This is a genomic window from Candidatus Palauibacter irciniicola (assembly GCF_965208695.1).
GTDB lineage: Bacteria > Gemmatimonadota > Gemmatimonadetes > Palauibacterales > Palauibacteraceae > Palauibacter > Palauibacter irciniicola.
This window is the reverse complement of the sequence record NZ_OZ242352.1, coordinates 2,071,095-2,093,590: the sequence shown is the minus strand read 5'-3', so window position 1 is coordinate 2,093,590 and position 22,496 is coordinate 2,071,095. Positions and strand designations below refer to the sequence as shown.

The 22,496-nt window shown below is 70.2% G+C and carries 25 protein-coding genes; 14 read left to right on the top strand and 11 right to left on the bottom strand.

Features of this window, described 5'->3' with window-relative positions; translation table 11 throughout:
- Position 1 precedes the first annotated feature (1 nt).
- From ACOGI9_RS09145 to dnaJ, 5 genes are read left to right on the top strand one after another with little or no spacing between them, the layout of a single operon-like run.
- Entirely contained in the window at positions 2–352 is a 351-nt protein-coding gene (locus ACOGI9_RS09145; RefSeq protein ID WP_419856835.1) for a hypothetical protein, read from the top strand.
- Between the two features lie 47 nt (positions 353–399).
- A complete protein-coding gene (locus tag ACOGI9_RS09140) occupies positions 400–978 on the top strand; it encodes a CDP-alcohol phosphatidyltransferase family protein (RefSeq protein ID WP_419856834.1) in 579 nt (192 codons plus the stop codon).
- On the top strand, positions 971–1,456 hold the full coding sequence (locus ACOGI9_RS09135; protein ID WP_419859265.1) for a CinA family protein: 486 nt from the start codon (positions 971–973) through the stop codon (positions 1,454–1,456). Before ACOGI9_RS09140 ends, ACOGI9_RS09135 begins: the two co-directional genes overlap by 8 nt.
- A gap of 22 nt (positions 1,457–1,478) precedes the next feature.
- The gene (gene grpE, locus ACOGI9_RS09130) at positions 1,479–2,096 is read left to right on the top strand and encodes a nucleotide exchange factor GrpE (RefSeq protein WP_419856833.1); all 618 of its coding nucleotides are present in this window, start codon (positions 1,479–1,481) and stop codon (positions 2,094–2,096) included.
- A gap of 4 nt (positions 2,097–2,100) precedes the next feature.
- Positions 2,101–3,201, top strand: a complete 1,101-nt coding sequence (gene dnaJ, locus ACOGI9_RS09125) for a molecular chaperone DnaJ (RefSeq protein ID WP_419856832.1) — start codon at positions 2,101–2,103, stop codon at positions 3,199–3,201.
- Positions 3,202–3,214: 13 nt separating this feature from the next.
- Here dnaJ and mnmA read toward each other — a convergent pair whose 3' ends face one another.
- Both mnmA and ACOGI9_RS09115 read right to left on the bottom strand, forming a co-directional pair.
- Complete coding sequence (gene mnmA, locus ACOGI9_RS09120; protein ID WP_419856831.1) at positions 3,215–4,312, bottom strand: tRNA 2-thiouridine(34) synthase MnmA; 1,098 nt, start codon at positions 4,310–4,312, stop codon at positions 3,215–3,217.
- 12 nt (positions 4,313–4,324) lie between these two features.
- On the bottom strand, positions 4,325–5,497 hold the full coding sequence (locus ACOGI9_RS09115) for a cysteine desulfurase family protein (protein ID WP_419856830.1): 1,173 nt from the start codon (positions 5,495–5,497) through the stop codon (positions 4,325–4,327).
- Between the two features lie 188 nt (positions 5,498–5,685).
- On the opposite strand from ACOGI9_RS09115, the gene ACOGI9_RS09110 reads away from it, so the two are divergent.
- Entirely contained in the window at positions 5,686–5,979 is a 294-nt protein-coding gene (locus tag ACOGI9_RS09110) for a hypothetical protein (RefSeq protein WP_310757619.1), read from the top strand.
- A gap of 7 nt (positions 5,980–5,986) precedes the next feature.
- Here the strand turns inward: ACOGI9_RS09110 and bshB1 are convergent, their stop codons facing one another.
- The 8 genes from bshB1 to ACOGI9_RS09070 form a co-directional block, all read right to left on the bottom strand.
- A complete protein-coding gene (bshB1, locus tag ACOGI9_RS09105; RefSeq protein WP_419856829.1) occupies positions 5,987–6,712 on the bottom strand; it encodes a bacillithiol biosynthesis deacetylase BshB1 in 726 nt (241 codons plus the stop codon).
- 31 nt (positions 6,713–6,743) lie between these two features.
- Positions 6,744–8,024 carry an ABC transporter permease gene (locus tag ACOGI9_RS09100; RefSeq protein ID WP_419856828.1) on the bottom strand — a complete coding sequence of 427 codons (1,281 nt, stop codon included), beginning with the start codon at positions 8,022–8,024 and terminating at the stop codon, positions 6,744–6,746.
- 111 nt (positions 8,025–8,135) lie between these two features.
- Positions 8,136–9,410, bottom strand: a complete 1,275-nt coding sequence (locus ACOGI9_RS09095) for an ABC transporter permease (protein ID WP_419856827.1) — start codon at positions 9,408–9,410, stop codon at positions 8,136–8,138.
- 28 nt (positions 9,411–9,438) lie between these two features.
- Positions 9,439–10,683: an ABC transporter permease gene (locus tag ACOGI9_RS09090; RefSeq protein ID WP_419856826.1), complete on the bottom strand. Its 1,245-nt coding sequence runs from the start codon at positions 10,681–10,683 to the stop codon at positions 9,439–9,441.
- A 21-nt stretch (positions 10,684–10,704) separates the two neighbouring features.
- A complete protein-coding gene (locus tag ACOGI9_RS09085; protein ID WP_419856825.1) occupies positions 10,705–11,742 on the bottom strand; it encodes an ABC transporter ATP-binding protein in 1,038 nt (345 codons plus the stop codon).
- On the bottom strand, positions 11,739–13,052 hold the full coding sequence (locus ACOGI9_RS09080; RefSeq protein WP_419856824.1) for an efflux RND transporter periplasmic adaptor subunit: 1,314 nt from the start codon (positions 13,050–13,052) through the stop codon (positions 11,739–11,741). The genes ACOGI9_RS09085 and ACOGI9_RS09080 overlap by 4 nt, the downstream gene beginning before the upstream one ends.
- A gap of 121 nt (positions 13,053–13,173) precedes the next feature.
- Positions 13,174–13,923, bottom strand: a complete 750-nt coding sequence (locus ACOGI9_RS09075) for a YIP1 family protein (protein ID WP_419856823.1) — start codon at positions 13,921–13,923, stop codon at positions 13,174–13,176.
- Positions 13,924–13,964: 41 nt separating this feature from the next.
- Positions 13,965–14,633, bottom strand: a complete 669-nt coding sequence (locus ACOGI9_RS09070; protein WP_419856822.1) for a hypothetical protein — start codon at positions 14,631–14,633, stop codon at positions 13,965–13,967.
- Positions 14,634–14,855: 222 nt separating this feature from the next.
- On the opposite strand from ACOGI9_RS09070, the gene ACOGI9_RS09065 reads away from it, so the two are divergent.
- The gene (locus ACOGI9_RS09065; protein ID WP_419856821.1) at positions 14,856–16,391 is read left to right on the top strand and encodes a YifB family Mg chelatase-like AAA ATPase; all 1,536 of its coding nucleotides are present in this window, start codon (positions 14,856–14,858) and stop codon (positions 16,389–16,391) included.
- Here the strand turns inward: ACOGI9_RS09065 and ACOGI9_RS09060 are convergent.
- Positions 16,388–17,026, bottom strand: a complete 639-nt coding sequence (locus tag ACOGI9_RS09060) for an anthranilate synthase component II (protein ID WP_419856820.1) — start codon at positions 17,024–17,026, stop codon at positions 16,388–16,390. The two genes, ACOGI9_RS09065 and ACOGI9_RS09060, sit on opposite strands and share 4 nt — an antisense overlap.
- Here ACOGI9_RS09060 and thpR point away from each other — a divergent pair.
- The 7 genes from thpR (at position 17,025) to rpsI (ending at position 22,474) form a co-directional block, all read left to right on the top strand.
- Positions 17,025–17,639 (top strand): RNA 2',3'-cyclic phosphodiesterase, encoded by a 615-nt coding sequence (thpR, locus tag ACOGI9_RS09055; RefSeq protein ID WP_419856819.1) that lies wholly within the window; start codon positions 17,025–17,027, stop codon positions 17,637–17,639. The genes ACOGI9_RS09060 and thpR overlap by 2 nt on opposite strands.
- A 39-nt stretch (positions 17,640–17,678) precedes the next feature.
- Entirely contained in the window at positions 17,679–18,326 is a 648-nt protein-coding gene (locus tag ACOGI9_RS09050; protein WP_419856818.1) for a hypothetical protein, read from the top strand.
- Positions 18,327–18,350: 24 nt separating this feature from the next.
- On the top strand, positions 18,351–19,841 hold the full coding sequence (locus tag ACOGI9_RS09045; protein WP_419856817.1) for an aldehyde dehydrogenase family protein: 1,491 nt from the start codon (positions 18,351–18,353) through the stop codon (positions 19,839–19,841).
- A gap of 182 nt (positions 19,842–20,023) precedes the next feature.
- Complete coding sequence (gene lepB / locus ACOGI9_RS09040) at positions 20,024–20,704, top strand: signal peptidase I (RefSeq protein ID WP_419856816.1); 681 nt, start codon at positions 20,024–20,026, stop codon at positions 20,702–20,704.
- Between the two features lie 12 nt (positions 20,705–20,716).
- The gene (locus ACOGI9_RS09035; protein ID WP_419856815.1) at positions 20,717–21,532 is read left to right on the top strand and encodes a sigma-70 family RNA polymerase sigma factor; all 816 of its coding nucleotides are present in this window, start codon (positions 20,717–20,719) and stop codon (positions 21,530–21,532) included.
- A 72-nt stretch (positions 21,533–21,604) separates the two neighbouring features.
- A complete protein-coding gene (gene rplM / locus ACOGI9_RS09030) occupies positions 21,605–22,042 on the top strand; it encodes a 50S ribosomal protein L13 (protein ID WP_419856814.1) in 438 nt (145 codons plus the stop codon).
- 36 nt (positions 22,043–22,078) lie between these two features.
- Entirely contained in the window at positions 22,079–22,474 is a 396-nt protein-coding gene (gene rpsI, locus ACOGI9_RS09025) for a 30S ribosomal protein S9 (RefSeq protein WP_310757585.1), read from the top strand.
- Positions 22,475–22,496: the final 22 nt, after the last annotated feature.

Genomic DNA, 22,496 nt, shown 5'->3' with positions numbered 1-22,496 from the left:
GATGACGACTCGAATCGAATACGACGACGCGGACCGCCGTTCCGCGACGGGCTGGAAGATCGCGGCCGCGGCCCTGCTCGGCGCCGCCGCGGCCGTCGGCCTCGGGATCTATCTCGCGCGAGACCAGATGCGGCGCCACCGGCGCGAACTGTTCAGTCCGCACCCGCTCCGGCGCCTGGCCGCCCTCGGATACCTGAAGTCGCACCCGTCGGTGGACGATCTGCCGCTGCTGAGAGATTATCTGGCATGGGAGGAACGGCCGCTCCTCCGCAAGCGCGCCACCGCGGTCCTGGAGAGTCTCGAGAGCGTGCTCGCGAGCGACGCCCCACTGGAGAGCGGAGACCCACACTGAATCTCCCGAACGCGATTACCACGGGCCGGATCCTCGCGGCTCCCGTCGTGACGGCGCTGCTCCTGCAGCCCCGCCCGGCGCCCCGCATGATCGCGTTCGTCGTGTTCGTCGTCGCCGCGCTCTCGGACCTGTGGGACGGACACCTGGCCCGGGCCCGCGGCGAGGTGACCTCCTTCGGCAAGATCATCGACCCGCTCGCCGACAAGCTGCTGCTCGTCGCCGCCCTCATCCCCGTCTACACCATCAATCTCGGGCAGGAGGGAATCCCCTCTCTCCCCGTGTTCCGCGTCATCCCGCTCTGGGCCATCGTCATCTTCCTGGGGCGCGAGGCGCTGATCACCCTGCTCCGGTCCTTCGCCGCGCGGCGCGGCGAGATCGTCGCGGCGCAGATCCTGGGCAAGAGGAAGGCGCTCGCGCAGAACATCTTCATCGGCTCCGCGATTCTCTGGGTCGCGTTTCTGACCCCCGGCTTCGTGGCCCCCGGCGGCTGGGCGTGGCAGGCGTTCTCGGCGTTCCACGGCTGGTTCACGACGACGTTCCTCACCCTCGCCGTGCTGCTCACCCTGGCCTCCGCCGTGACCTACCTGGGCATGTTCTCGCGCGTCATGGCGGGGCGCCATTCGTAAGCGCGGTCCGTCGCTGTTCGAGGCCGCCTCGGCGCTCATCGAGAGCCTGCGGGAGAGGGGTCACACGCTGGTGCTCGCCGAGAGTTGCACGGGCGGCCTCATCGGCGCCTCCCTCACCGCCGTTCCCGGCGCTTCGGAGGTTTTGTGGGGTGGGCTGATAAGCTACGATGACGCCGCCAAGCGGGCGCTGCTGAAGGTGTCGGAGGCGTCGCTCCGCCGGCACGGCGCCGTCTCGCGGACGGTGGCGGAGGAGATGGCGGCCGGGGCGCGGCGCGTGGCGAAGAGCACCTGGTCCATCGCCGTCACGGGCATCGCCGGGCCCTCGGGCGGATCCGCCGACAAGCCCGTGGGCACGGTGTGGATCGCCCACGACGGCCCCTCCCGCGACGCGCGGTGCCACCGCTTCGGGGGGAGCCGGGAAGAGATCCGGGAAGCGGCCGCGCTCGAAGCGATGCGCTGGCTCGATTCACGGCTTTGACGAGCATACTCGAGGATATTCGATGGGAAAGAGGGATCTGGAGCAGGAGATGGAGAGCGCGGCGCCGGAGGATGCCGTTCCCGAAGACGCCGCCGCCGAACCGGACGCGCCCGAGGAGGCTGCGGCTTCGGAGACGCCCGGGCACGTGGACGAAGTCCGCCCGCCCGAATCCGCCGAGGACGCCGGGCCGGAGGGTGAACTCGCGGCCCTGCGGGACCGCCACCTCCGGCTCGCGGCCGAGTTCGACAACTTCCGTCGCCGGACGAGACGCGAGTTGGGCGATGAGGGGGAGCGGGCGCGCGCGGACCTCGCGGGCAAGCTGCTCGAACTGATGGACGACCTGCAGCGCGTGGCCGACACGCCGCTCGAGGGCACGACGACGGAGGCGCTGCACGAGGGGATCGGGCTGGTGGCCCGGAAGTTCGCGAAGATCCTCTCGGACACCGGGGTGGAGCCGGTGAACCCGGTGGACGAGCGCTTCGACCCCAACCTCCACGACGCGCTCATGATGACCCCGACCGACGACCCGGAGCAGGACGAGTTCGTGTCGCACGTCGTCCTCATCGGATACCGGCTCGGCGACCGGCTGCTCCGCCCCGCGCGCGTCACGGTCTACCGCCACGAAGCCGAAGCCTCCTGATCCGATGGCGACGCAGGCGAAGGACTACTACAAGATTCTCGGGGTCGCCGAGAACGCGAGCGCGGACGAGATCCGCAAGGCCTACCGCAAGCTCGCGAAGGAGCACCACCCGGACGCGAACGCGGGCGATCCGAGGTCGACGGAGAAGTTCAAGGAGGTGTCGGAGGCGCACGGCGTCCTCTCCGATCCCGACAAGCGCAAGAAGTACGACCGCGTGCGGAAGTACGGTGGCCTCGGAGCGTTCGGTCCCGCCCAGCCGGGCGGAGCCCCGGGAGGGGCGGGCGGCTTCAAGTTCGAGGACCTGTCCGACCTGGGCGGCATCGGCGGCATCTTCTCCTCGATCTTCGATTTCGGGAAGAAGGGGAAGCCGGAGAAGGAGGGGCCGACGCGGGGCCGCAACGTCGAATACCTGGTCACGGTGCCGCTCCGCACGGCGGCGCGCGGCGGCCGGGTCGCGGTCACGGTGCCGATCAGCGAGGAGTGCGCGACGTGCGACGGGGACGGGGCGGCGCCCGGCACGTCGCTGAAACCCTGCCCCGAGTGCGATGGGAGGGGCGAAGTCACGTTCGGGCAGGGCGGGTTCTCCGTCAGGCGCCCGTGCCCCGTGTGCGTGCGCCGCGGGATGGTGCCGGAGACGCCGTGCTCGAGTTGCTCCGGGCGCGGCCAGGTGAACAGTCGGCGCAAGCTCAGCGTCAAGGTGCCCGCGGGAGTCGAGAACGGTTCGCGCGTCCGCATCTCCGGCAAGGGCGAGCGCGGCCCGGGCGGCGGCCCCGCGGGCGACCTCATCATCAAGTTCCAGGTCGACCCCGACCGCTTCTTCACCCGCGACGGGCTCGACCTCGCCTGCGAGGTGCCGATCAACGTGGCGCAGGCGATTCTCGGCTCGAAGGTCAAGGTGAGGACGATCGGCGGGAACAAGGTCGTGCTCCGGATCCCGCCCGGTACGCAGAGCGGCACCACCTTCCGGATTCGCGGCCAGGGCATCCGGCGCGGCGAGAACCAGGGCGACCAGCTCGTCAAGGTCGTCGTGGAGACGCCCGACCTCTCCGGCGAGGGCCTGCAGAAGGTGAAGGACCTCGCGCAGCAGGAGGGCCTCTCCTACTGACCCTCGGCGCCCGTCAGTTCGAGACGATGATGCCGCCGCCGAGGACGAGGTCGTCCCGGTAGAGCACGGCGCTCTGTCCGGGCGTGATCGCCGACTGGGGGATGGGCAGCTCCAGCGAGAAGCCGGTCCGCGTCGCCGCGATGACATCGGCCTCGACGATCGCGGCCCCATGCCGGATCCGTACGCCGATGCGCTCGCCGGCGGCGGGTGGCTCGGCCAGCCAGTTCACGCCCCGGGCGCCGATGCGCGAGCGCGCCAGCGAGCCCCGCGGCCCGATGATGACGTCGCGCGACTCCGGCCGGATCTCGAGCACGAACATCGGCTCGGCAAAACCGCCCGGGAGCCCCTTGCGCTGTCCCACCGTGTAGTGCGCGTAGCCCGGGTGTTCCCCCGCGTCGGAGCCGTCCTCGAAGCGGATGGCGCCGGGCGAGAGGGCGGGGTGGTCTTCCGGCAGGTACCGGCGCAGGACCCCCGCGTAGTCGTTGTCCGGGACGAAGCAGATCTCGAACGACTCCGGCTTGTCCGCCGTGTCGAGGCCGAGCCGCCGCGCCTCCGCGCGCACCTCCGGCTTCGTGAGCTCGCCGACCGGCAGCAGCAGGCGGTCGAGCGCCTCGCGGGGCATCCCCCACAGGAAATATGTCTGGTCCTTGTGGTCGTCCGCGCCGAGGTGGAGTTCCGGCGGGCCGGAGCGGGGCCGGACCACGCGCGCGTAGTGCCCGGTCGCGAGCCAGCCGCAGTCCAGCGCGTCCGCCCGCACGAGGAGGTCCCGGAACTTCGTGAAGCTGTTGCAGCGGACGCACGGGATCGGCGTGCGGCCGGCCGCGTACTCCGACACGAAGTCGTCGATCACGTCGCGCGTGAACTCCTCCTCCACATCGAACACGTGGTGCGGCATGTCGAGCTGGGCCGCGACGGACTTCGCGTCCGCGATCCCGTCGAGGCCGCAGCAGGTGCGCGTCGGACCCTCGCTGCCCGTGTAGCAGAAGGTCTTCATCGTCACGCCGATGATCGGACGGCCCTCCCGCGCGAGCAGCGCCGCGGTGAGCGAGGAGTCCACGCCGCCCGACATGGCGACGAGCACGGCGTTCGCGGGGCGGCCGGGGGCGATCATGGACGCGCGATCTCAGGCCGTGATGGCGACGACGCGCGCGGCCACCCGCGCCAGCGCGTCCGCCGCCGCATCGATGTCCGCCCGGGTCGTGTCGTGGCCGAAGCTGAAGCGCACCGCGGCGTACGGGACGTCGCTCGTGATCCCGATCGCGTCCAGCACGTCGGAGCCGACGCTCGAGTCGGAGCCGCAGGCCGATCCGCCCGAGACCGCGATCCCCTCGAAGTCCAGCGACACGAGCACGGCCCCGCTGTCGCACCCCGGAATCCCCACGCTGACGAGATTCGGCATCCGCAGCGGCGCGTCGCCTCCGTGGATCCGCGCATCCGGGACCTCCGCCCGGATCCGCGCCTCGAGGTGGTCGCGCAGGCCGGTCCAGCGCGCGACCTCCGCCTCGCGGCCCTCGAGCGCGAGCGCGAGCGCGGCCGCGAAGCCCGTCGCGCCGATCGGGTTCTGCGTGCCCGGCCACATGGACCTTTCCTGCCCGCCGCCGTAGCTCAGCGGCTCCAGCGTCACCCCCGGCCGCCGGTAGAGGAGGCCGATCCCCACGGGCCCGCCGAGCTTGTGCGCCGTCGCCGACAGGAGATCGACCGGCGTCCGCTCCAGATCGCAGTCCACCTTCCCCAGCGCCTGCACGGCGTCCGTGTGCACGAGCGCCCCGTATTCGTGGCCCAGTTCGACGATGTCCCCCATCGCCTGGACCGTGCCGATCTCGTTGTTCGCCCACATCACCGAGATCAGCGTCGGCGCGTCCGGGTCCGCCGCGAGTTCCCGCCGCAGCCACGCGAGATCGATCGTCCCGGAGCGGTCCACGGGAATCCGCGCCGCGCGGGCCCCCTCCACCACGCCGCGATCCGCCGCCTCGAGGCACGCCTTGTGCTCGATCTCGGACACGAACACGCGCGGGCTGCGCCCCGGGTTCGCCCGGACGAAGCCGAGGATCGCGAGGTTGTCCGACTGCGTGCCGCCGCCCGTGAAGTAGATGGACGAGCGCGGGCCCCCGAGCAGATCCGCGATCCGCCCGCGCGCCACTTCGAGGCAGCGATGGGCCCGGCGCCCGGGGGCGTGCGCGCTCGCGGGATTGAAGCCGTGCCGCAGCTCCGCTCCCATGGCATCCCACACCTCCGGCCGCATGGGCCAGGTCGCCGCGTAATCGAGGTAAAGCCGCTCCTGTTCCGGCTGTATCATCGTCCTTTTTCGGTCCGGATTCGCCCGCCGAGCAAAGAGCGTCTATTGTGTCGAAGCTTCAAACGACGCCGCAACTCGGGATGGAGTACATGGAACCACCACGTTCCGCGCCGGGGGGCACCCCGCCGGCGCCAAACCCCACGGGGCCCACGTCCGACCCACAGAGCATACCGCCGCGCGGGGCCCCGGTGTTCCGCACCACCGTCCACGGACTCGCCTTCGAAGACCGCGCCCGCCACCTCGACGCCGTAGGCCCGAAGGAGGAACTCCTCCTGATTCCCGACCCGCCCGGAGGCGAACCCGACGATGTGTGGGTCCATATCCGCGATGGCGACCCCGTCGGCCACCTTCCCCGGGAGATCGGCGCCTGGCTCGCTCCGTGGATGCGGCGCGGCGGCGCGGCGCGCGTGCAGGTGATCAAGGTGGGCGCCGAGTCCGTCCCGAGCTGGAAGCGCCTCCTCGTCGAGGTCCGCTGCGGCTGACGGCTCCCTACAGCGAGCGGACTCCGAGCTGCGTGACATCGCTCACGCGCATCGTCTCATCGGTATGGAACGGTTCCCCGTGCGGAGCCCGGATCAGCGATCCGTAGTGCCGCGACGCGGTCTCGATGCGTTCGGCGAGCGGCTGTCCGGTGGGGAAGATCTCGCCCGCCGCCGTCGCGCCCTCGAACTGTGACGCGTAGCACCGCGCCGCCTCGACCTTGCGCTGGAACTGCGCTTCCGTGAGCGGGACGACGAAGGTCGGCTTCACCGCGTCCTCCCGGTACGCCATCGCGTAGAGGATCTTCTCCGGCCGGCGCCCCGGTCCGCCTTCATACTCCCGTAGGCCCGCGAGGAAACAGGCGTCGCGCGCGAGTTCCGAGGCGACCCGGTGATCCGGATGGCGCCCGCGCGGCCAGGGGAGGATCACGGTCGCGGGGGCGAGGTCGCGCAGGTGTCCGACGACGATCCGCCGCGCCTCCAGCGAGTTCTCGAGCCGCGCATCCGGGAGCCCGGCGTTGACCCGAACCCCGACGCCCAGCACCGCCGCCGCCCGGTCCGCCTCCTCCGCCCGAAGCTCGGGCGTCCCCCGCGAGGCCATCTCGCCGCGCGTCAGATCGAGGATCCCGGTCCGGTAGCCCTGTTCCGCCGCGCGGGCCAGCGTCCCGCCGCAGGTGAGTTCCGCGTCGTCGGGATGTGCCGCTACGGCAAGGAGGTCCAGCGGTGGTTCGGTCATCGGGTGGTCAGCCGCTTCGCTCTGGGGCCGCCTACTCGTAGCGCAGCGCGTCGATGGGATCCAGCCCCGCGGCCCGCGAGGCCGGGTAGAGCCCGAAACCGATCCCCGTGAGCACGGATGCCGCAAGGGCGGCCAGGATCGACCACAGCGGCACGACCGCCGGCAGCGGCGTCAACTGGTTCACCACCCATACGATCGCGCCGCCCATCAGCATCCCGGTCGCCCCGCCGAGCAGCGTGAGCGTGGCCGCCTCGACCAGGAACTGCCACATGATGTCCCGCCGTCGCCCACCCATCGCTTTCCGCAGCCCGATCTCGCGAGTCCGCTCCGTCACGGAGATCATCATGATGCCGATGACCCCCACGCCGCCGACCATGAGCCCGATGCTCGACAACCCGAGCATCGCCGCGAACAGGACGTTCGTCAGCTGGCCCCAGAGAGTCAGCAGTTGCTCCTGACTCAGCACCGCGAAGTCGTCCTCTTCGCCCGGCTCCAGTCGGCGAAGCTGCCGCATCCGCGCGTGGGTCGCGTCGAGCGCCAGCTGAAGGTCGGCTTCGGGGTCCGGCCGCACGATGATGCTGACGGCCCGGTCCCAGACGGGCAGCAGCTTGTCCGCGCTCGCGAACGGCACCCACACGTAGTGCGACCCCAGGCCAGCGAACAGGTTGGCCGGCACCCGGTACACCCCGATCACGCGGAACATCGCTCCGCGGCCGCCTTCGCCGATCCGGATCTCGCGGCCGAGCGGATCGAGCGACCCGAACAGGTCGGCCGCCACGGTGGAGTCGATCACGGCGACCGGCGCCCGCCGCTCGGCCTCGGGGTGCGTGAACCATCGACCCGAGATGATGTCGCCGCTGTAGATCTCCAGGTAGTCGGCACCCACGCCGTAGAACAGGATCTCGACCCGTGCCGACCCGACGCTTGCCTCGAAGGACCCCGGACCGAAATCGCCGGTCAGTTCGACGAACGGCGACGCGCTCTGGATGCCCGGCACGCGCCCGAGGTCCCTGGCCCACTGTGGATCGAGCGGTTTGTTCCTGAGGAGGTCCGGCTCCTCCTCGCCCAGAGGGCCGCCGCCGAAGCCCCCCGACGTGAAGTCCCAGTGCGCCACGTAGAACGTCTCGACGCCGTTCGGAGACATCGCGTCTTCGAAGCTCTGGTTGACGCCGGTGATCGCGGCCGCCATCACCATGACGACGAGCACGCCGATGGTGACGCCGAGGATCGTGAGGCCGCTCCGAACCTTGTTGGCCCGGATCGAGTCGAAGGCGACCGCGATCCCTTCCGTGACCGTCGAAAGGAACCCCATGCCGCTAGCGCACTGCGCCAGGTGTACGAGCGGTCATACGCGCCTCCCCCTCGCCCGCGGCTTCCACCGCCTGCCGGAGTCAGGTCGCGCGTTCTCTGCCGCGGGAGAGATCTACTCGTAACGCAACGCGTCGATGGGGTCCAGACCCGCGGCCCGGGAGGCGGGGTAGAGTCCGAAGCCGACGCCGGTCAGAATCGAGGCGGCCAGCGCGGCCACGATCGACCACAGCGGCACGACCGCGGTCAGCGGCGTGGCCTGGTTCACGATCCACACGAGCCCGCCTCCGAGCAGCATGCCGGTCGCCCCGCCCAGCAGGGTGAGCGTGGCCGCTTCCACGAGGAACTGCCACATGATGTCGCGGCGGCGCCCGCCCATCGCCTTGCGCAGCCCGATCTCGCGGGTCCGCTCCGTGACGGAGATCATCATGATGCCCACGACGCCGACCCCGCCGACCATGAGTCCGATGCTGGAGAGGCCGACCATCGCGGCGAACAGCACGTTCGTCAGCTGGCCCCACAGCTCCATCATCTGATCCGGGGTCATGATGGCGAAGTCGTCTTCCTCGCCCACTTCCAGTCCCCGCAACTGCCGCATGCGGGCGCGGGTCGCGTCGAGCGCGGCCTGCAGCTCCGTTTCCGGTTCCGGCCGCACGATGAAGCTGATCTGCCGGTCCCACACCCGCAGCAGCTTGTCCGCCGTCGCGAAGGGCATCCACACGTAGTGCGAGACCAGGCCGGCGAAGAGGTTGGCCGGCACCCGGTAGATACCGACGACGCGAACCCTCGCGTTCTCGCTCCCCCGGCTGATGCGGATGTCGCGCCCGATCGGATCCCGGGTCCCGAACAGCCCCACCGCCGTGGCCGAGTCGATCACGGTGACCGCGGCGCGCCGGTCGGCCTCCGACTGCGTGAACCAGCGGCCGGAGATGATATCGCCGCCCGAGATCTCGATGTAGTCGGCGCCCACCCCGTAGAGTCCGATCTCGACCCGGTCACCCCCGGACGAGGCCTCGTAGCCCGACCCCGCCAGGTCCACGACGGGAGCCGCGCTCCGGATCCCTTCGATCCGCCCCAGTTCCTTCGCCCATTCCGGTTCCAGCGGAGGGTTCCGGAAGAAGGCGTCCTCGCCTTCCTCGAGCGGGCCGCTGAACTGCATGGAGGAAAAGTCGAAGTGCGCCACCCAGAAGGTGGTGACTCCCTCCGGGGCCATCAGCTCCGAGAAACTCCGGTTGACCCCGGTGATCACCGCCGCCATGACCATGACGACGAGGACTCCGATCGTCACGCCGAGGATCGTGAGGCCGCTCCGCACCTTGTTCGCTCCGAGCGAGTCGAAGGCGACGGCGATCCCCTCGGTGATCGTCCCGATGAACCCCATGCCTCGCATGCGCCGTCCTCCCGGGCTCACCTCAACCTCACTCGAACCTGAGAGCTTCGATCGGGTCGAGCCGGGCCGCCCGATAGGCGGGATAGAGGCCGGAAACGATCCCTACCCCGAGCCCGAGAATGAGGGAGATGATCATCGCCGGCACCGATACCGCGGCCGGCAGCGGCGTGAGCTGTTCGACGAGCAGCGCCATCCCGAATCCGGAGCCGATACCCAACGCCGCACCCAGGATCGAGAGCGTCGACGCCTCGGTCAGGAACTGGAACAGGACGTCCCGCCTCTTCGCGCCGAGGGACTTGCGGAGCCCGATCTCCCGCGTCCGGTCCGTGACCGAGAGCAGCATGATGTTCATGATCACGATGCCGCCCACCACCAGCGAGATCCCGACCAGGCCGGGCAGCGCCGTCATCAGCACCCGGTTGATCGTCTCCCACGCTTCGAGCAGCCCACCCGAGGTGTCGATGCCGAAATTGTTCGGCTCGGAGGGCCGGAGGCGCCGGTTCGATCGCAGCGCGCCCTCCACTTCCGCCATCGCGGGATCGAGTTCGTCGATCGATCCCATCTTGACGGTGATCCCGTCGACCTCCAGCCGCCGGCTGGCCACGGTGCGCTGAAAGGTCTCGAAGGGCACGAGTATGGCCGCATCGCGCAGATTCCCGGCGAGACCGCCCTGCGCCTCCAGCACGCCGACGACCCTGAAACCGTGCCCGCCCGCGCGGATGCGCTTGTCGAGGGGCGAGGTCGTGGGGAAGAGCCGTTCGGCGATCTGGGAGCCGATGACGGCGACGGGGAGCGCCTGCTGATCGTCGATCGGCGTCAGCCCCCGCCCATCCACCACCTTCCATCCCTGGACCGCCTCGTACTCCGGCGAACCCCCGACCATGAGGACATTGCGCCGTTCGTACTGCCCGTAGCGAGCCGAGCCCGCGAAATCTCGCGCGTAGTAGGCCAGGTATTGGGCGTCGGGCGCCGCGGCCTGCACCACCGCCACGTCCTCCATGGTGAGTTGGGGATTGCGGCGCTGCCGGCGTCGCTCGGCCTCATCGACACGGCCGGTCTGGATCTGCGGCCGCCGCACGACGGTGAACGTGTTCACGCCGAAGAGGGAACCCGCGAAGTCGTCGCGCACATAGCTGTTCATGCCCTCGACGATCGTGATCACCGCCATGAGGAACGTGATGCCGATGCTGATGCCGAGGAGCGCGAAGAACGACTTCAGCTTCTGCGACCGGACCTGTTGCAGCGACAGGCGAATGCCCTCCCAGAATCTCATCGTCGGGAAGTCGCGCGGCCGCTAGCGGCCACCATCCGCGGGCGGCGTGGTCGGGGGCGCCCACGGGTTCGAGATCGGGCGCGGGGTTCCCGGGGCCGGAGGCGTCGCCTCGGGCGGCGCCGGGTCCACCGGGGTTGCCGTGGGGGGCGGCACCGACGGAGCGATCTCCGGGGGCGGTGACGTAGCGACCTCGCGGGGCGGTGTCGGCTCGGGCGCGGCCTCCGGCGCCGAAGCGGTCTCCGGCTCGGGAGCGGGTCCCGGCTCCGGAGCGCGTGCGGGCTCGGCCTCCGGGCTCGCTGGCCGCGACGCCGCGACCGAAGCTGCCGTGGGCTGCTTGAGGCCGCGCGCCAGGTAGTAGTCCACCGACATCTGCGCCTCGACCTTGCCGTCGACGAGCGTGATCACGCGCTGCGAGCGGGCCGCGATGTCGTACTCGTGCGTAACCATGATGATGGTCTGGCCGTTCTCGTGGAGCGTGTCGAAGACATCCATGATCTCCTCGGACGTCGAGGAGTCGAGGTTGCCCGTCGGCTCGTCCGCGAGGAGGATCGAGGGGTCGTTGACGAGCGCCCTCGCGATGGCCACGCGCTGGCGCTGACCGCCGGAGAGTTCGTTCGGTTTGTGGTCCATCCGGTCGGCCAGCTGAACGATCTCGAGCGCCTGCGCCGCCCTCTTCTGCCGGTCCCGGCTCGACACTCCCGCGTAGATCAACGGCAGCTCCACGTTGTGCAGCGCCGTCGCCCTCGGCAGGAGGTTGAACGTCTGGAACACGAAACCGATCTCCCGGTTTCGAATCCGGGCCAGGTTGTCGTCGCTCAGATCCTGGACCGCCTGCCCGTTGAGGACGTACTCCCCGCTCGTCGGGGAGTCGAGGCAGCCGATCATGTTCATGAGCGTCGATTTGCCCGAGCCCGAAGGCCCCATGATCGACACGTACTGGTTCCGGAGGATCTCGATGTCCACGCCGGCCAGCGCGTGCACCGTCTCCGTGCCCATCACGTACTCCTTCCGGAGATCGCGCGTGACGATGATCGACTCCATCTGTCCGTTCCCGCTCATCGTCCGTTCTCCCCGTTGACCGCGGCGTCGCTCCCTCCGCTACCGTCTTCCCGGTTGGCGGGGGCCCCGGTTGCCGGCCCGTCGATCCGGATCCGGCTTCCGTCGCCGAGTTCGCGGATCGCCTGGAACGAGCCGGAGACGACGGTCGTGCCGACTTCGATGCCGGACACGACCTCGAAGTAGTTCTCGCCGGCGATCCCGATCTGCACCGGCCGGAAGCGGACGATGTCGCCTTCCACGACGAAGACGCCCTCGATGTCCCGCGCCGCGTCGGATTCCCGAGCGCTCGGCAGGTTCTCGTTCGGGATCTCCTCGTATTCATCCGCATCCATCAGCGTGAGCGCCGTGATGGGGATGCTGGGCACGCCGTCGCGGGTGGCCGTGATCACGTCGGCCGTGGCCGACAGGTCCGGGCGGATCCCTTCGGGCGGCGCGCGCAGTTCGATCTTGACCTCGAAGTCGATCGCCTGGGCCGAACCGCCGGACGTGGCGGGATTCAGGGGGACGATCGAACTGTTGCCGATCTCGGTCACGGTCCCCACGAAGCGCCGGTTCGGGAAGGCGTCGATCTCGACGTAGGCGGAGTCGCCGATCGAGATGTCGGGCACGTCCGTCTCGTCCACCTCGATCACGGCCTCCATGACCGAGAGGTCCGCGACGGTCAGCAGCACGGTCCCCGGGTTGTTCATCGTCCCGACGATCGCGGTCTCGCCGCGCTCGACGTTCAGCCGCGTGATCCGGCCCGACATCGGCGCCCGGATCGTGGTCTTCCCGAGCCGGTCGCGCTCCTGCGCGAGATTCGCCTCGGCCTGTTCGACCTGGTACTCCGCGGCTTCGAGCAGGCGCGACTGGACGTCGGCGTTCGTCACCGCCTGTTCGACCTCGGCATCGGTCACGAAGTCCGTCCCGCGCGCCTGGAGCGCCGTCATGCGATCCGCGTCCCGCTGAGCCTGCTGGTAGGCCGCATCCTGCTGAGCCTGGCTGGCGCGCGCCTGCGCCAGCGCGGCCTCGGCCCGCTGCACGGCGGCCCGGAACAGCGCCGGATCGATCTGCAGCAGGAGGGCCCCCTCCTCCACGTCCTGGCCCTCCTCCACCGGGAGTTCGATGATCCTCCCGGCGACATCCGTCGTAATCTGAACCTGCGTCTTGGGCTCTATGTGGCCCGTCGCGGAGACGTCGTCGACGAGATCCCGCAACCCGACGGCCTCCACGCGCACTTCGACGGCGCCACGCCCCTGCCGCTGCGTGGCGAGGAATCCCATGGTCGCGAGAAGTCCAACCACGACGACCGCGATGATCGCTTTCTTCATCCTGTACAAGGACCTTTATTCGAGACTCGGCGGGCAGTTCGGGCAACTGCGGGGCCCGCGCCCGGGGGTACGTCATGGGTACGTCACGGGTACGTCGATGCGGCGTGCGCGGTTTCACGTGCTAGCCGCCGGCCAAACCGGCGAGGAGCCCCGCGAACCCCGCGAGCGCCGCCACGAGGATCAGGTAGAGCACGAGCAGATACGTCGTGCCCGCCGCCACGGACCGTCCCGGATAGAAGCGGCTCACCGCCACCCCGAGCACCCCGCACGTCCAAACAGAGAAGATGTTGATTCCGTTTAGGAACCTGCCGATGAACCCCTCCATCTCGGGCAGGAAGAGACCGGGCGTGAGGGTCAGGGTCTCGGCGCCGGTCGCCATCAGGCCGATGGAGATGATCCCTCCCGCCGTGTAGATGTACATGGCGTGCGCGCCGGCGCTTAACAGCTGCTTGAAGCTGGCCTCGCCCCCCATGATGACGTTGAACGCGATGAGGAGGAGTCCCGCGATGAGCGAGAGTATGAGGGGCGTCGCGATGACCGCCCCCGCGATGATCCCGACCGGTCCGGGCGCAACGGCCGCATCGACCTGCTGCTCCAGCACCGCGGGGTCGGTTCCCGCCGGGATGAAGTCCGCGATCCGGTCCTCGGCCGCCCGCCGCAGTATCTCTTCGGGGACGATGACCGGCGTAAGGAACTGCAGCGCGATGCTGAGGCCGATCAGTGTCAGAACGGCGCCCATCCAGGCGGGCCGCTGGCGGAGCGCGTCGAACAGCTTCGCCGGCGAGACGAAGACCTGCACGATGCGCACGGGCAGGGAGGGGAGCCCGTGCTCCTCCACGGATGCCTCGGACGATTCCGGAAGGTGTTCCATCTTGTTCTCCTCCAGTCTGTTCTGACCCCTCGGCGTCTGTCTCAGCCCCCGGCGGGGGCGCGCAGGGCCTCGCGGCCCTCGGCGTCCAGGACGCGGAGGAGCCGGTCTTCCGCGTCGAGCCATACCCGGTGCAGGGCGCCTTCCATGTCCACGTCGTAGCGGGTCGCGTCCACCGACTCCTCGCCGAGCGACACGCCCTCCTCCGTCCGCGCGGCGAGGCGCACGGTCACGGTCCGGCCGTCGAGGGGCAGAATCGCCGTCAACCGCCCGTCCGGCGTTTCTCTGAGCGCACGCACGAGCACGAGATAGTGATGCGCGACCCCCGGCTCCAGGATCGCGCCCGCATCCTGGACCGGGTACTGCTTCCAGCGCTCGCCCTCCGGCGTCGCGAAGTGGAAGCGGACCCGGTCGGGGAAGCGCTCCCCGCTCACGAGAGCCGATACCCCCTCGCGAATCTCGTATTTCATCGGGAGCAGATCGGGGTCCATCTGGAGCCGCACCAGCCAGGCGGCCCGCTGCACCATCTCGACGCTCGCGAAGGCGTTCACCGTGGATCCGGTCCGCCAGACGCGGAAGCGCTCCGTCCCCACGCGGCGTCCCGCTTCGCGCAGGTACAGGTGGCCCGCGTCGAGTTCCTGCGCGCTCAGCGGGAGGGGGGCCGGCAGGCCCGCGAGCAGCGGACTCAGCAGGAGCACTCCCAGCAGCCCCACCGCTCTCGGCGCTGACGCAGGGTCGTGCCGCGGACTACCGGCGGCGCCGCACGACGATCTCACGCTCTTCGCCACACTTCCCACGTTCCTGCGCTCGTTCCTTCCCACGTTCCTGCGCTCAATCCCGCGCTCGTCCCGGCCTGTTTGAGAACCGGTTGAGACCGGCGCCGATCATTCCCTCACGGTGAAGTTACAAGGCTGCGCGGAGGGGAGCGAAGAAGGATGGCGGAGTGGGTGGGGTCGGCCTCGGTGATGTCGGCGGCGGTGATGGGACTCGACGTGCGGCCGGTGAGCGTCGAGGTGTCGCTGATCAGGGGGACGCCGATGATGCAGATCGTCGGTCTCGCGCAGAGCGCCGTGCGCGAAGGCCGCGAGCGCATCCGGGCCGCCGCGGCGCAACTGGGTCTTCACGTTCCCGGGCTGCGCATCACGGTGAACCTGGCGCCGGCGGACCTTCCCAAGACCGGGGCGGCGCTGGACCTGCCGATCATGCTCGGGATCCTGTGCGCGAAGGGGGATCTCCCTCAGGCTGCTCTCGATGGGACGCTGGCGGTGGGCGAACTCGGGCTCGACGGCTCCGTGCGTTCGATCCGGGGCGCCCTTCCGATCGCTCTCTTCGCGGCCGCGAACCGTCGCGTCGCGCGCCTTCTGCTGCCGGCGGCGAACCTGCGTGAAGCGTCGGCGGCGGAAGGGATCGTGCTGGGTGGCTCGGAGTCGCTGACCCACATTCTCGCTGCCCTGAACGGTGAGATTCCGCTGCGCGCCCCCTTGACGCTGCTCTCGCCGTCCGGCGGGCCGCCGGACGGCCGCGCGCGGGAGGAGGACGGGTTCGACCTGTCGGCCGTGAAGGGGCAGCCCGCCGCCAAGCGGGCGCTGGAGGTCGCCGCCGCCGGCGGGCACAACCTCCTCCTCTCGGGTTGCCCGGGTGCGGGGAAGACGAGCCTCGCGCGCTGCCTCCCCGGTCTACTCCCGGCTCTCGACGTCAGGGAGGCCGTGGACCTGACGGTGATCCACAGCGTCGCCGGCCTCCTCGCCGATGGCTCGGGACTCAGGCGCGCCCGACCCTTCCGCGCGCCGCACCATTCCATCAGCGAGGCCGGGCTCATCGGCGGCGGGACCCGTCCGCGGCCGGGCGAGGTGTCGCTCGCCCATCACGGCGTGCTCTTCCTCGATGAACTCCCGGAGTTCGGGCGCCGTACGCTGGAGGCGCTGCGCCAGCCGATCGAGGAGGGACAGGTGCGGATCGTCCGCGCGGCCGGGTCGGCCAGCTTTCCCGCCGAGTTCACGCTCGTGGCCGCGATGAACCCCTGTCCGTGCGGCTTCCTCGGCGTGCCGGGCCGCTGCCGCTGCCTCGAGGAAACCGTGCGGCGCTACCGCCGCCGGGTCAGCGGACCGCTCCTCGACCGGATCGACATGCTCGTCGATGTTCCGGCCGTGCGCTGGGAGCAGCTTGCGGACGCGGCGTCCGGCGAGACGAGCGCGGTGGTGCGGGCCCGGGTGTCGAGGGCCCGCGCCCGCGCCGAACGCCGCCACGGAACGGTCAACGCGCGGATCCCGCCGGTCCGTCTCGAGGAGGCGTGCCGGATCGACCGCGGCGGCCGTTCGCTCCTGAGGAAGGCCGTGACGCATCTGGGCTTGACCGCCCGCGGCTACCACCGCGCGCTTCGCGTCGCCCGAACCATCGCGGACCTCGAGGGACGGGGCGACGTAGCCGAGGACCACGTCGCCGAAGCGATCCGCTTCCGCGGACCCTCCTAGGGCAGCGCGCCGGCCGGGAGTTCGGGGCAGCGGCCGGCTTCCACGGGCTCGGAGGCGGGAACGTCCCCCCTTCCGAGCGCGAGGAAGTTCCCGAGCAGACGCTGGCCGCCGGCCGTGAGCACGGCTTCCGGATGGAACTGCACGCCCCACACGGGCCACGACGCGTGTTCGAGCGCCATCACTTCGCCCTCGTCCGTGCGGGCCGTGACCCGGAGGCCGGCCCCCGGCTCGCCGGGATCCACGACCAGCGAATGGTAGCGGGTGACTTCGAGCGGAGAGGGGAGGCCCGCGAACAGCCCGTGCCCCCCGTGCCGGATCGCCGACAGGCGGCCGTGCATCGGGCGCGCGGCCCGGACGACGCGTCCCCCGGTCGCCGCGGCGATACACTGGTGTCCGAGGCAGACGCCCAGAATCGGGATCTCGGCGCCCACCGCCCGGACCACCTCGACGGAAGCGCCCGCTTCGGCGGGCGTACAGGGGCCGGGCGAGATGACGATGTGAGAGAAACCCTCGTCCGCCAGCGTCCCCGGATCGACGTCATCGTTGCGCCGCACCCGCACGGGCTCCCCAAGTTCCTCCAGATACCGCGCGAGGTTGAAGGCGAACGAGTCGTAGTTGTCGATGAGGAGGATCATGGCAGGCGCAGGATATGTCTCCCCCGACGTCCGGTCGAGGCTCTTCGCGGCCGTCCTCCTCCCCGCCGCGGTCCGCGCGGACCTCACGCGCGCGACCCGGGCCCTGCGGGCGCTGGAGGGCGTGCGGCCGGTGCGCGCGGAGCAACTGCACCTCACGCTGCGCTTCATCGGGGAGGTCGACCGCGGCCTCGAGACGCCGCTCGCGCGGGAGATCGCCGCCGCCACCGCGGAGCTGCCGGGCTTCCCGATGCGCCTGCGCGCCGCCGGCGTCTTCCCCTCCCACCGTCGCGCGCGCGTCCTCTGGATCGGCGTCGAGGAGACGCCCGCCCTCGCCGCGCTGCAGCGCTCCGTGGAGGAAGCGGTGGTCCGCGCCGGCGTGGCTCCCGACGCGCGCCCCTTCCGCCCGCACGTGACGGTGGGACGAATCCGCCGCCCGCCGCCGCCCGTAGGTTTGGCGGGCGCCATCGCGCGCGTCCGCTTCGAAGCCACGGTGGACGTTCGGCGCGTGTCACTGATGCGGAGCGAGCTTCTCCCCCGCGGCGCGCGGCACACGGAAGTCGCCGCCTCCCGGCTGGCGGGCGGCGCCGATGACGCCCGGCGCGCGCGGCGCTAGCTTTTCCTCTTTCCCCGATTCCGGTCGGAGGCGGTCGACATGGGTATTTTCCGAAAGCTCTTCAAGGGCCTGGGCTTTCTCATCTTTCTTCTGATTCTGCTGATCGTCGGCTGGATCTTTCGCGGAGACATCGAAGCGTGGCTCGCGAACGCGGGCGCGGATGAAATCGTCGTCGCGGAATCCACGCCGGAATTCGGTCCCGAGGCGGCGGCGCGGGTGGACGCGGCCCTGCGGGAGCTGGCGGCCGGCGGCGGGGCGGCCGAGACGCGGTTCACCGAGACGGAACTCCAGAGCTACGTGCGCTACCGGCTGACCTCCCTGCTGCCGGCCGGCGTCGGCGAGCCCGCCGTCGAACTGCGCGACTCGACCGTCGCCTTCACCGTCATGCTCAACTTCACGCAACTCCCGATCGCCGCGGACATGGCGTCGAGCCTGGCGAGGACGCTCGGGGATTCCGCCCGGGTCGCCGGAGAGGTCCTCCCGCGGGTGGGGGATGGCGGCGAAGGACGCCTCGACCTCGTGAGTCTCCAGGCAGGCATCCTCCCGGTGCCCCCGATGATGCTGGGCATGGCCGCGCAGCAGCTGGGGTTGCGTGCGGACGGACGAACCGTGCTCTTCGACATCCCCGAGACCGTCGTCGACGTCCGGGTCGAAAACGAGGAGGTCGTCCTCCTCATGGATCGCTAATCCACGAGCGGAGTTCCTCCGGCCATGGCTGAGAAGTTCCTCAACTACATCGCGGGCGAGTGGACCGCGCCCGCCACCGGCGCATACATCGAGAACCGGAACCCGGCGCGCACGTCGGACCTCATCGGCCTCTTCCCGGACACCGGCGCGGCGGAACTGGACGCCGCCGTCGCCTCCGCGCAGCGCGGCTTCGAGCGCTGGTCCAGGACGCCGGCCCCGGAGCGGGGTCTGGTCCTGAAGACGGCCGGGGACCTCCTCACGCGGCACAAGGAGGACCTCGCGCGCACGGCCACGCGCGAGATGGGGAAGGTGCTCGACGAAACGCGCGGCGACGTCCAGGAGGCCATCGACACGGCCTACTACGCGGCGGTCGAGGGCCGGCGCCTGTTCGGACGCACGGCGCCCTCGGAGCTGCGGAGCAAGTGGGCGATGTCGTTCCGGCGTCCGATCGGCGTGTTCGGGATCATCACCCCCTTCAACTTCCCGGTCGCGGTCCCGAGCTGGAAGATCTTTCCCGCGCTGCTGTGCGGGAACAGCATCATCTACAAGCCCTCGGAGGATGTGCCCCACAGCGCGCACCGGTTCGTGGAGATCCTGCTCGAGGCCGGCCTGCCGCCCGAGTGCGTGCAGCTGCTGCACGGCCGGGGCGAGACGATCGGGCGCGCCATCGTCGAACACCCCGGCGTCCCCGGCCTCTCCTTCACCGGATCCACGGAGACGGGCAGCCGGATCGGCGAGGTTGCCGGGCGCATGCACAAGCGTCTCTCCCTCGAGATGGGCGGCAAGAACGCGCAGATCGTCATGGCGGACGCGGACCTCGACCTCGCCCTCGAGGGCGTGCTGTGGGGCGCCTTCGGCACGACGGGACAGCGCTGCACCGCGACGAGCCGGCTCCTCGTGCAGGGCGACGTCCACGACGAGTTCGTGGAGAGGCTCTGCTACGAAGCGCGCTCCCTCCGACTCGGCGACGGGCAGGAGGCCGGCGTCGACGTGGGTCCGCTCATTCACGAGGCCGCGCGCGAGAAGTGCGAGCGCTACATCGCGATCGCCCGCGAGGAAGGAGCGACGGTGGCGACGGGGGGCGGACGGCCGGCGGAGAGCGGGCTCGCCGACGGCTGGTTCCTGGAGCCGACGGTGCTCGCCGGCGTCGACCGGGAACACCGGGCAGCGCGCGAGGAGATTTTCGGGCCGGTACTCTCCGTGATCCGCTTCGACACGATCGAGGAAGCCTTCGATATCAACAACGAAGTTCCCTACGGGCTCTCGTCGTCGATCTACACGCGGGACGTGACCGCGTCCTTCCGCGCCGTGGAGGAACTCGACAACGGGATCACCTACGTGAACGCGCCCACCATCGGCGCGGAGGCGCACCTCCCCTTCGGCGGTGTCAAAAACACGGGCAACGGGCACCGTGAAGGGGGGTGGGAAGTCTACGAGTTCTACACGGAGACGAAGGTGGCGTACGTCGATTACAGCGGCACGCTGCAGCGCGCGCAGATCGACGTCGACTGGTGAGGCCGGACGGTGAGACCCCGTTGAGGTTCCCCATACATCCTGGTGTGGGTGAAGGCCGATCGCCGGGTTGAGGAGACAGGGAGGATGGGATGAAGAAACGACCGACTGAGAGAACCGTCCGCAGGTTTCGCGCGCCCACGGTCCGGGCGCGACGCGGTCGCGACGCATCCGTCGGCCGGTGGATGTGGGAGTGGACGAAGTCCATTTTCGTCGCCCTCATCCTGTTTCTCTTCATCCGGACCTTCGTCGTCGAGGCCTTCCAGATCCCGACCGCCTCCATGGAGAACACGCTCCTGATCGGCGACTTCCTCCTCGTCAACAAGATGGTGTACGGGGCCGAAATCCCCGGTACCGACCTCGAGCTTCCCGCGTTCGGCGAGCCTTCGCGCGGCGACGTCATTGTGTTCGAGCCGCCCGAGTCCGCCGAACAGCCCCCGCGCACGAACTACGTGAAGCGGATCGTCGGGATGCCGGGAGATACGCTGCGCATGCGGCGGGGGAGGCTCTTCGTGAGCGGGGTTCCGTTCGAGGAACCCTACGTGAAGGCCGCGTCGAACTTCCCCGACGCACCGAGCCCGAAGTTCGCGTGGCAGCGCCCGTTCCTGACCGATGGCGCGCGCCGCTCCGGGGCCATGGCGACGCGGAACAACTGGGGGCCTCTCGTCGTGCCGGAGGACAGCTACTTCGTCATGGGCGACAACCGGTCGAACTCCGAGGATTCCCGCTACTGGGGCTTCGTGCCCCGGGATGCGATCCGGGGGCGGCCCTTCCTCGTGTACTATTCGTACGCTCGCGAGCCGCAGGGCCCCTGGGCCTGGCTCACGGAGATTCGCTGGGGCCGGATTCTGCGCGGCGTCGACTGAGGTCGACCCGGCATGGTCCGCATCTTCGAACGCTACCTCGCGGACATCGGTCGCGAGACGCTGCTCGACGCGCAGGCCGAAGTGGAACTGGCGCGGCGGAGTCGGGCCGGCGACCAGGCGGCGCGCGTGCGGCTCGTGAACGCGAACCTCCGCTTCGTCGTGTCCATGGCGCGCGGCTACCGGGGCCGTGGCGTCCCGCTGGCCGACCTCGTGAACGAGGGGAACCTGGGGCTCATGCGCGCCGCGGACCGCTTCGATCCGGAGCGCGGCGTCCGTTTCATCAGCTACGCGCACTACTGGGTCCGGCGGGCCATGACGCAGGCCATCGCCGACCACGCCGATCATCGGCTCCCCGGCGAACCGGCCGCGCACCGCTTTTCCCTCGACGAGATGGCCCCGGGGGGCGCCTGCACGTTCGAGGAACTGCTGCCCGACGATCAGGCGCCCGAGCCCGGAGCCGGGCTGATTCGCGAGCGGCTGCACGACGCCATCCAGGCGAGCCTGGCCGACCTTCCTCCGCTCGAGTCGGAGGTGGTGCGCCGCTACTTCGGTCTGGGCTACGAGCGGCCGCAGACGCCGGCCGAGATCTCGGCGGCCCTCGACGTGTCGCAGGAACGGACGCGCCATCTCCGGGAGCGCGGCCTTTCGCGGTTGCGCGCGGGCGCCGAACGGTCCGGGCTCGTGCGCTTCGTCAACGATGGCGCGCCCGGGGCCGGAAGCGCCTCGCGCCGCGCCCCGCCGACCTCCCGTCCCGCGCGCGAAGCCGCGCCTTCCGTCGCGGAAGCTGCGCCTTCCGTCGCGATTGACTTCATGCGAGGCTCTGAATAGCTTCACGGGCTATCATTTTCACGCGCTCGGCATCCGTCCCGCCGGGCGGTTTTTTTGAGGTGGGCAGAACGAATGAAGACGTACTCGGTGAAGGCGGGGGAGATCGAACGGGACTGGTACGTGGTCGACGCCGCGGATCAGGTTCTCGGCCGTCTCGCGACGCGGATCGCGTCCGTCCTTCGCGGCAAGCACAAGCCGATCTACAGCACGCACCTCGACACCGGCGACTACGTCGTCGTGGTGAACGCGGAGCGCGTGCGGCTGACCGGGAAGAAGGCGGATCAGAAGGAGTACTTCCGACATTCCGGCTACATGGGCGGAGAGCGCTTCATCCCCTTCCGGCGCATGCTCGACCGACACCCCGACCGGGTGATCAAGCTGGCCGTGAAGGGCATGCTGCCGAAGAACACGCTCGGCCGGCAGATGCTCGGAAAGTTGAGGGTGTACGCGGGGCCGGAACATCCGCACGCGCCTCAGCACCCCCGCCCCTTCGACACGATCGCGGAATAGCGACAGCGCGCACAGGGACTGCCAGGGAGACGAGAGTTGGCGGAAACGGAACAGGTCCAGTCGGTCGGACGCCGGAAGAAGTCGGTGTCCCGCATCACGATGAAGCGTGGCGTGGGCGTCGTAAACGTGAATGGCCGGGCGTTCGAGGAGTATTTCACGATCCCGCGGCACCGTTCGCTCGTCGCGGCGCCCCTCGATGTCACCGGGACGCGAGCGTCGTACGACATCGCGGTCCGCGTGCGCGGCGGGGGGATCACGGGCCAGGCGGAGGCCACGCGCCTGGGCATCGCGCGCGCACTCCTCGCGATGGATGAAGACCGCCGGCGGACCTTGCGGTCTCACGGCATGCTGACCCGCGATCCGCGCATCGTCGAGCGGAAGAAGCCGGGTCGTCCCAAGGCGCGCAAGCGCTTCCAGTTCTCCAAACGATAGCGGAAGGCGGATAGCCGAACGC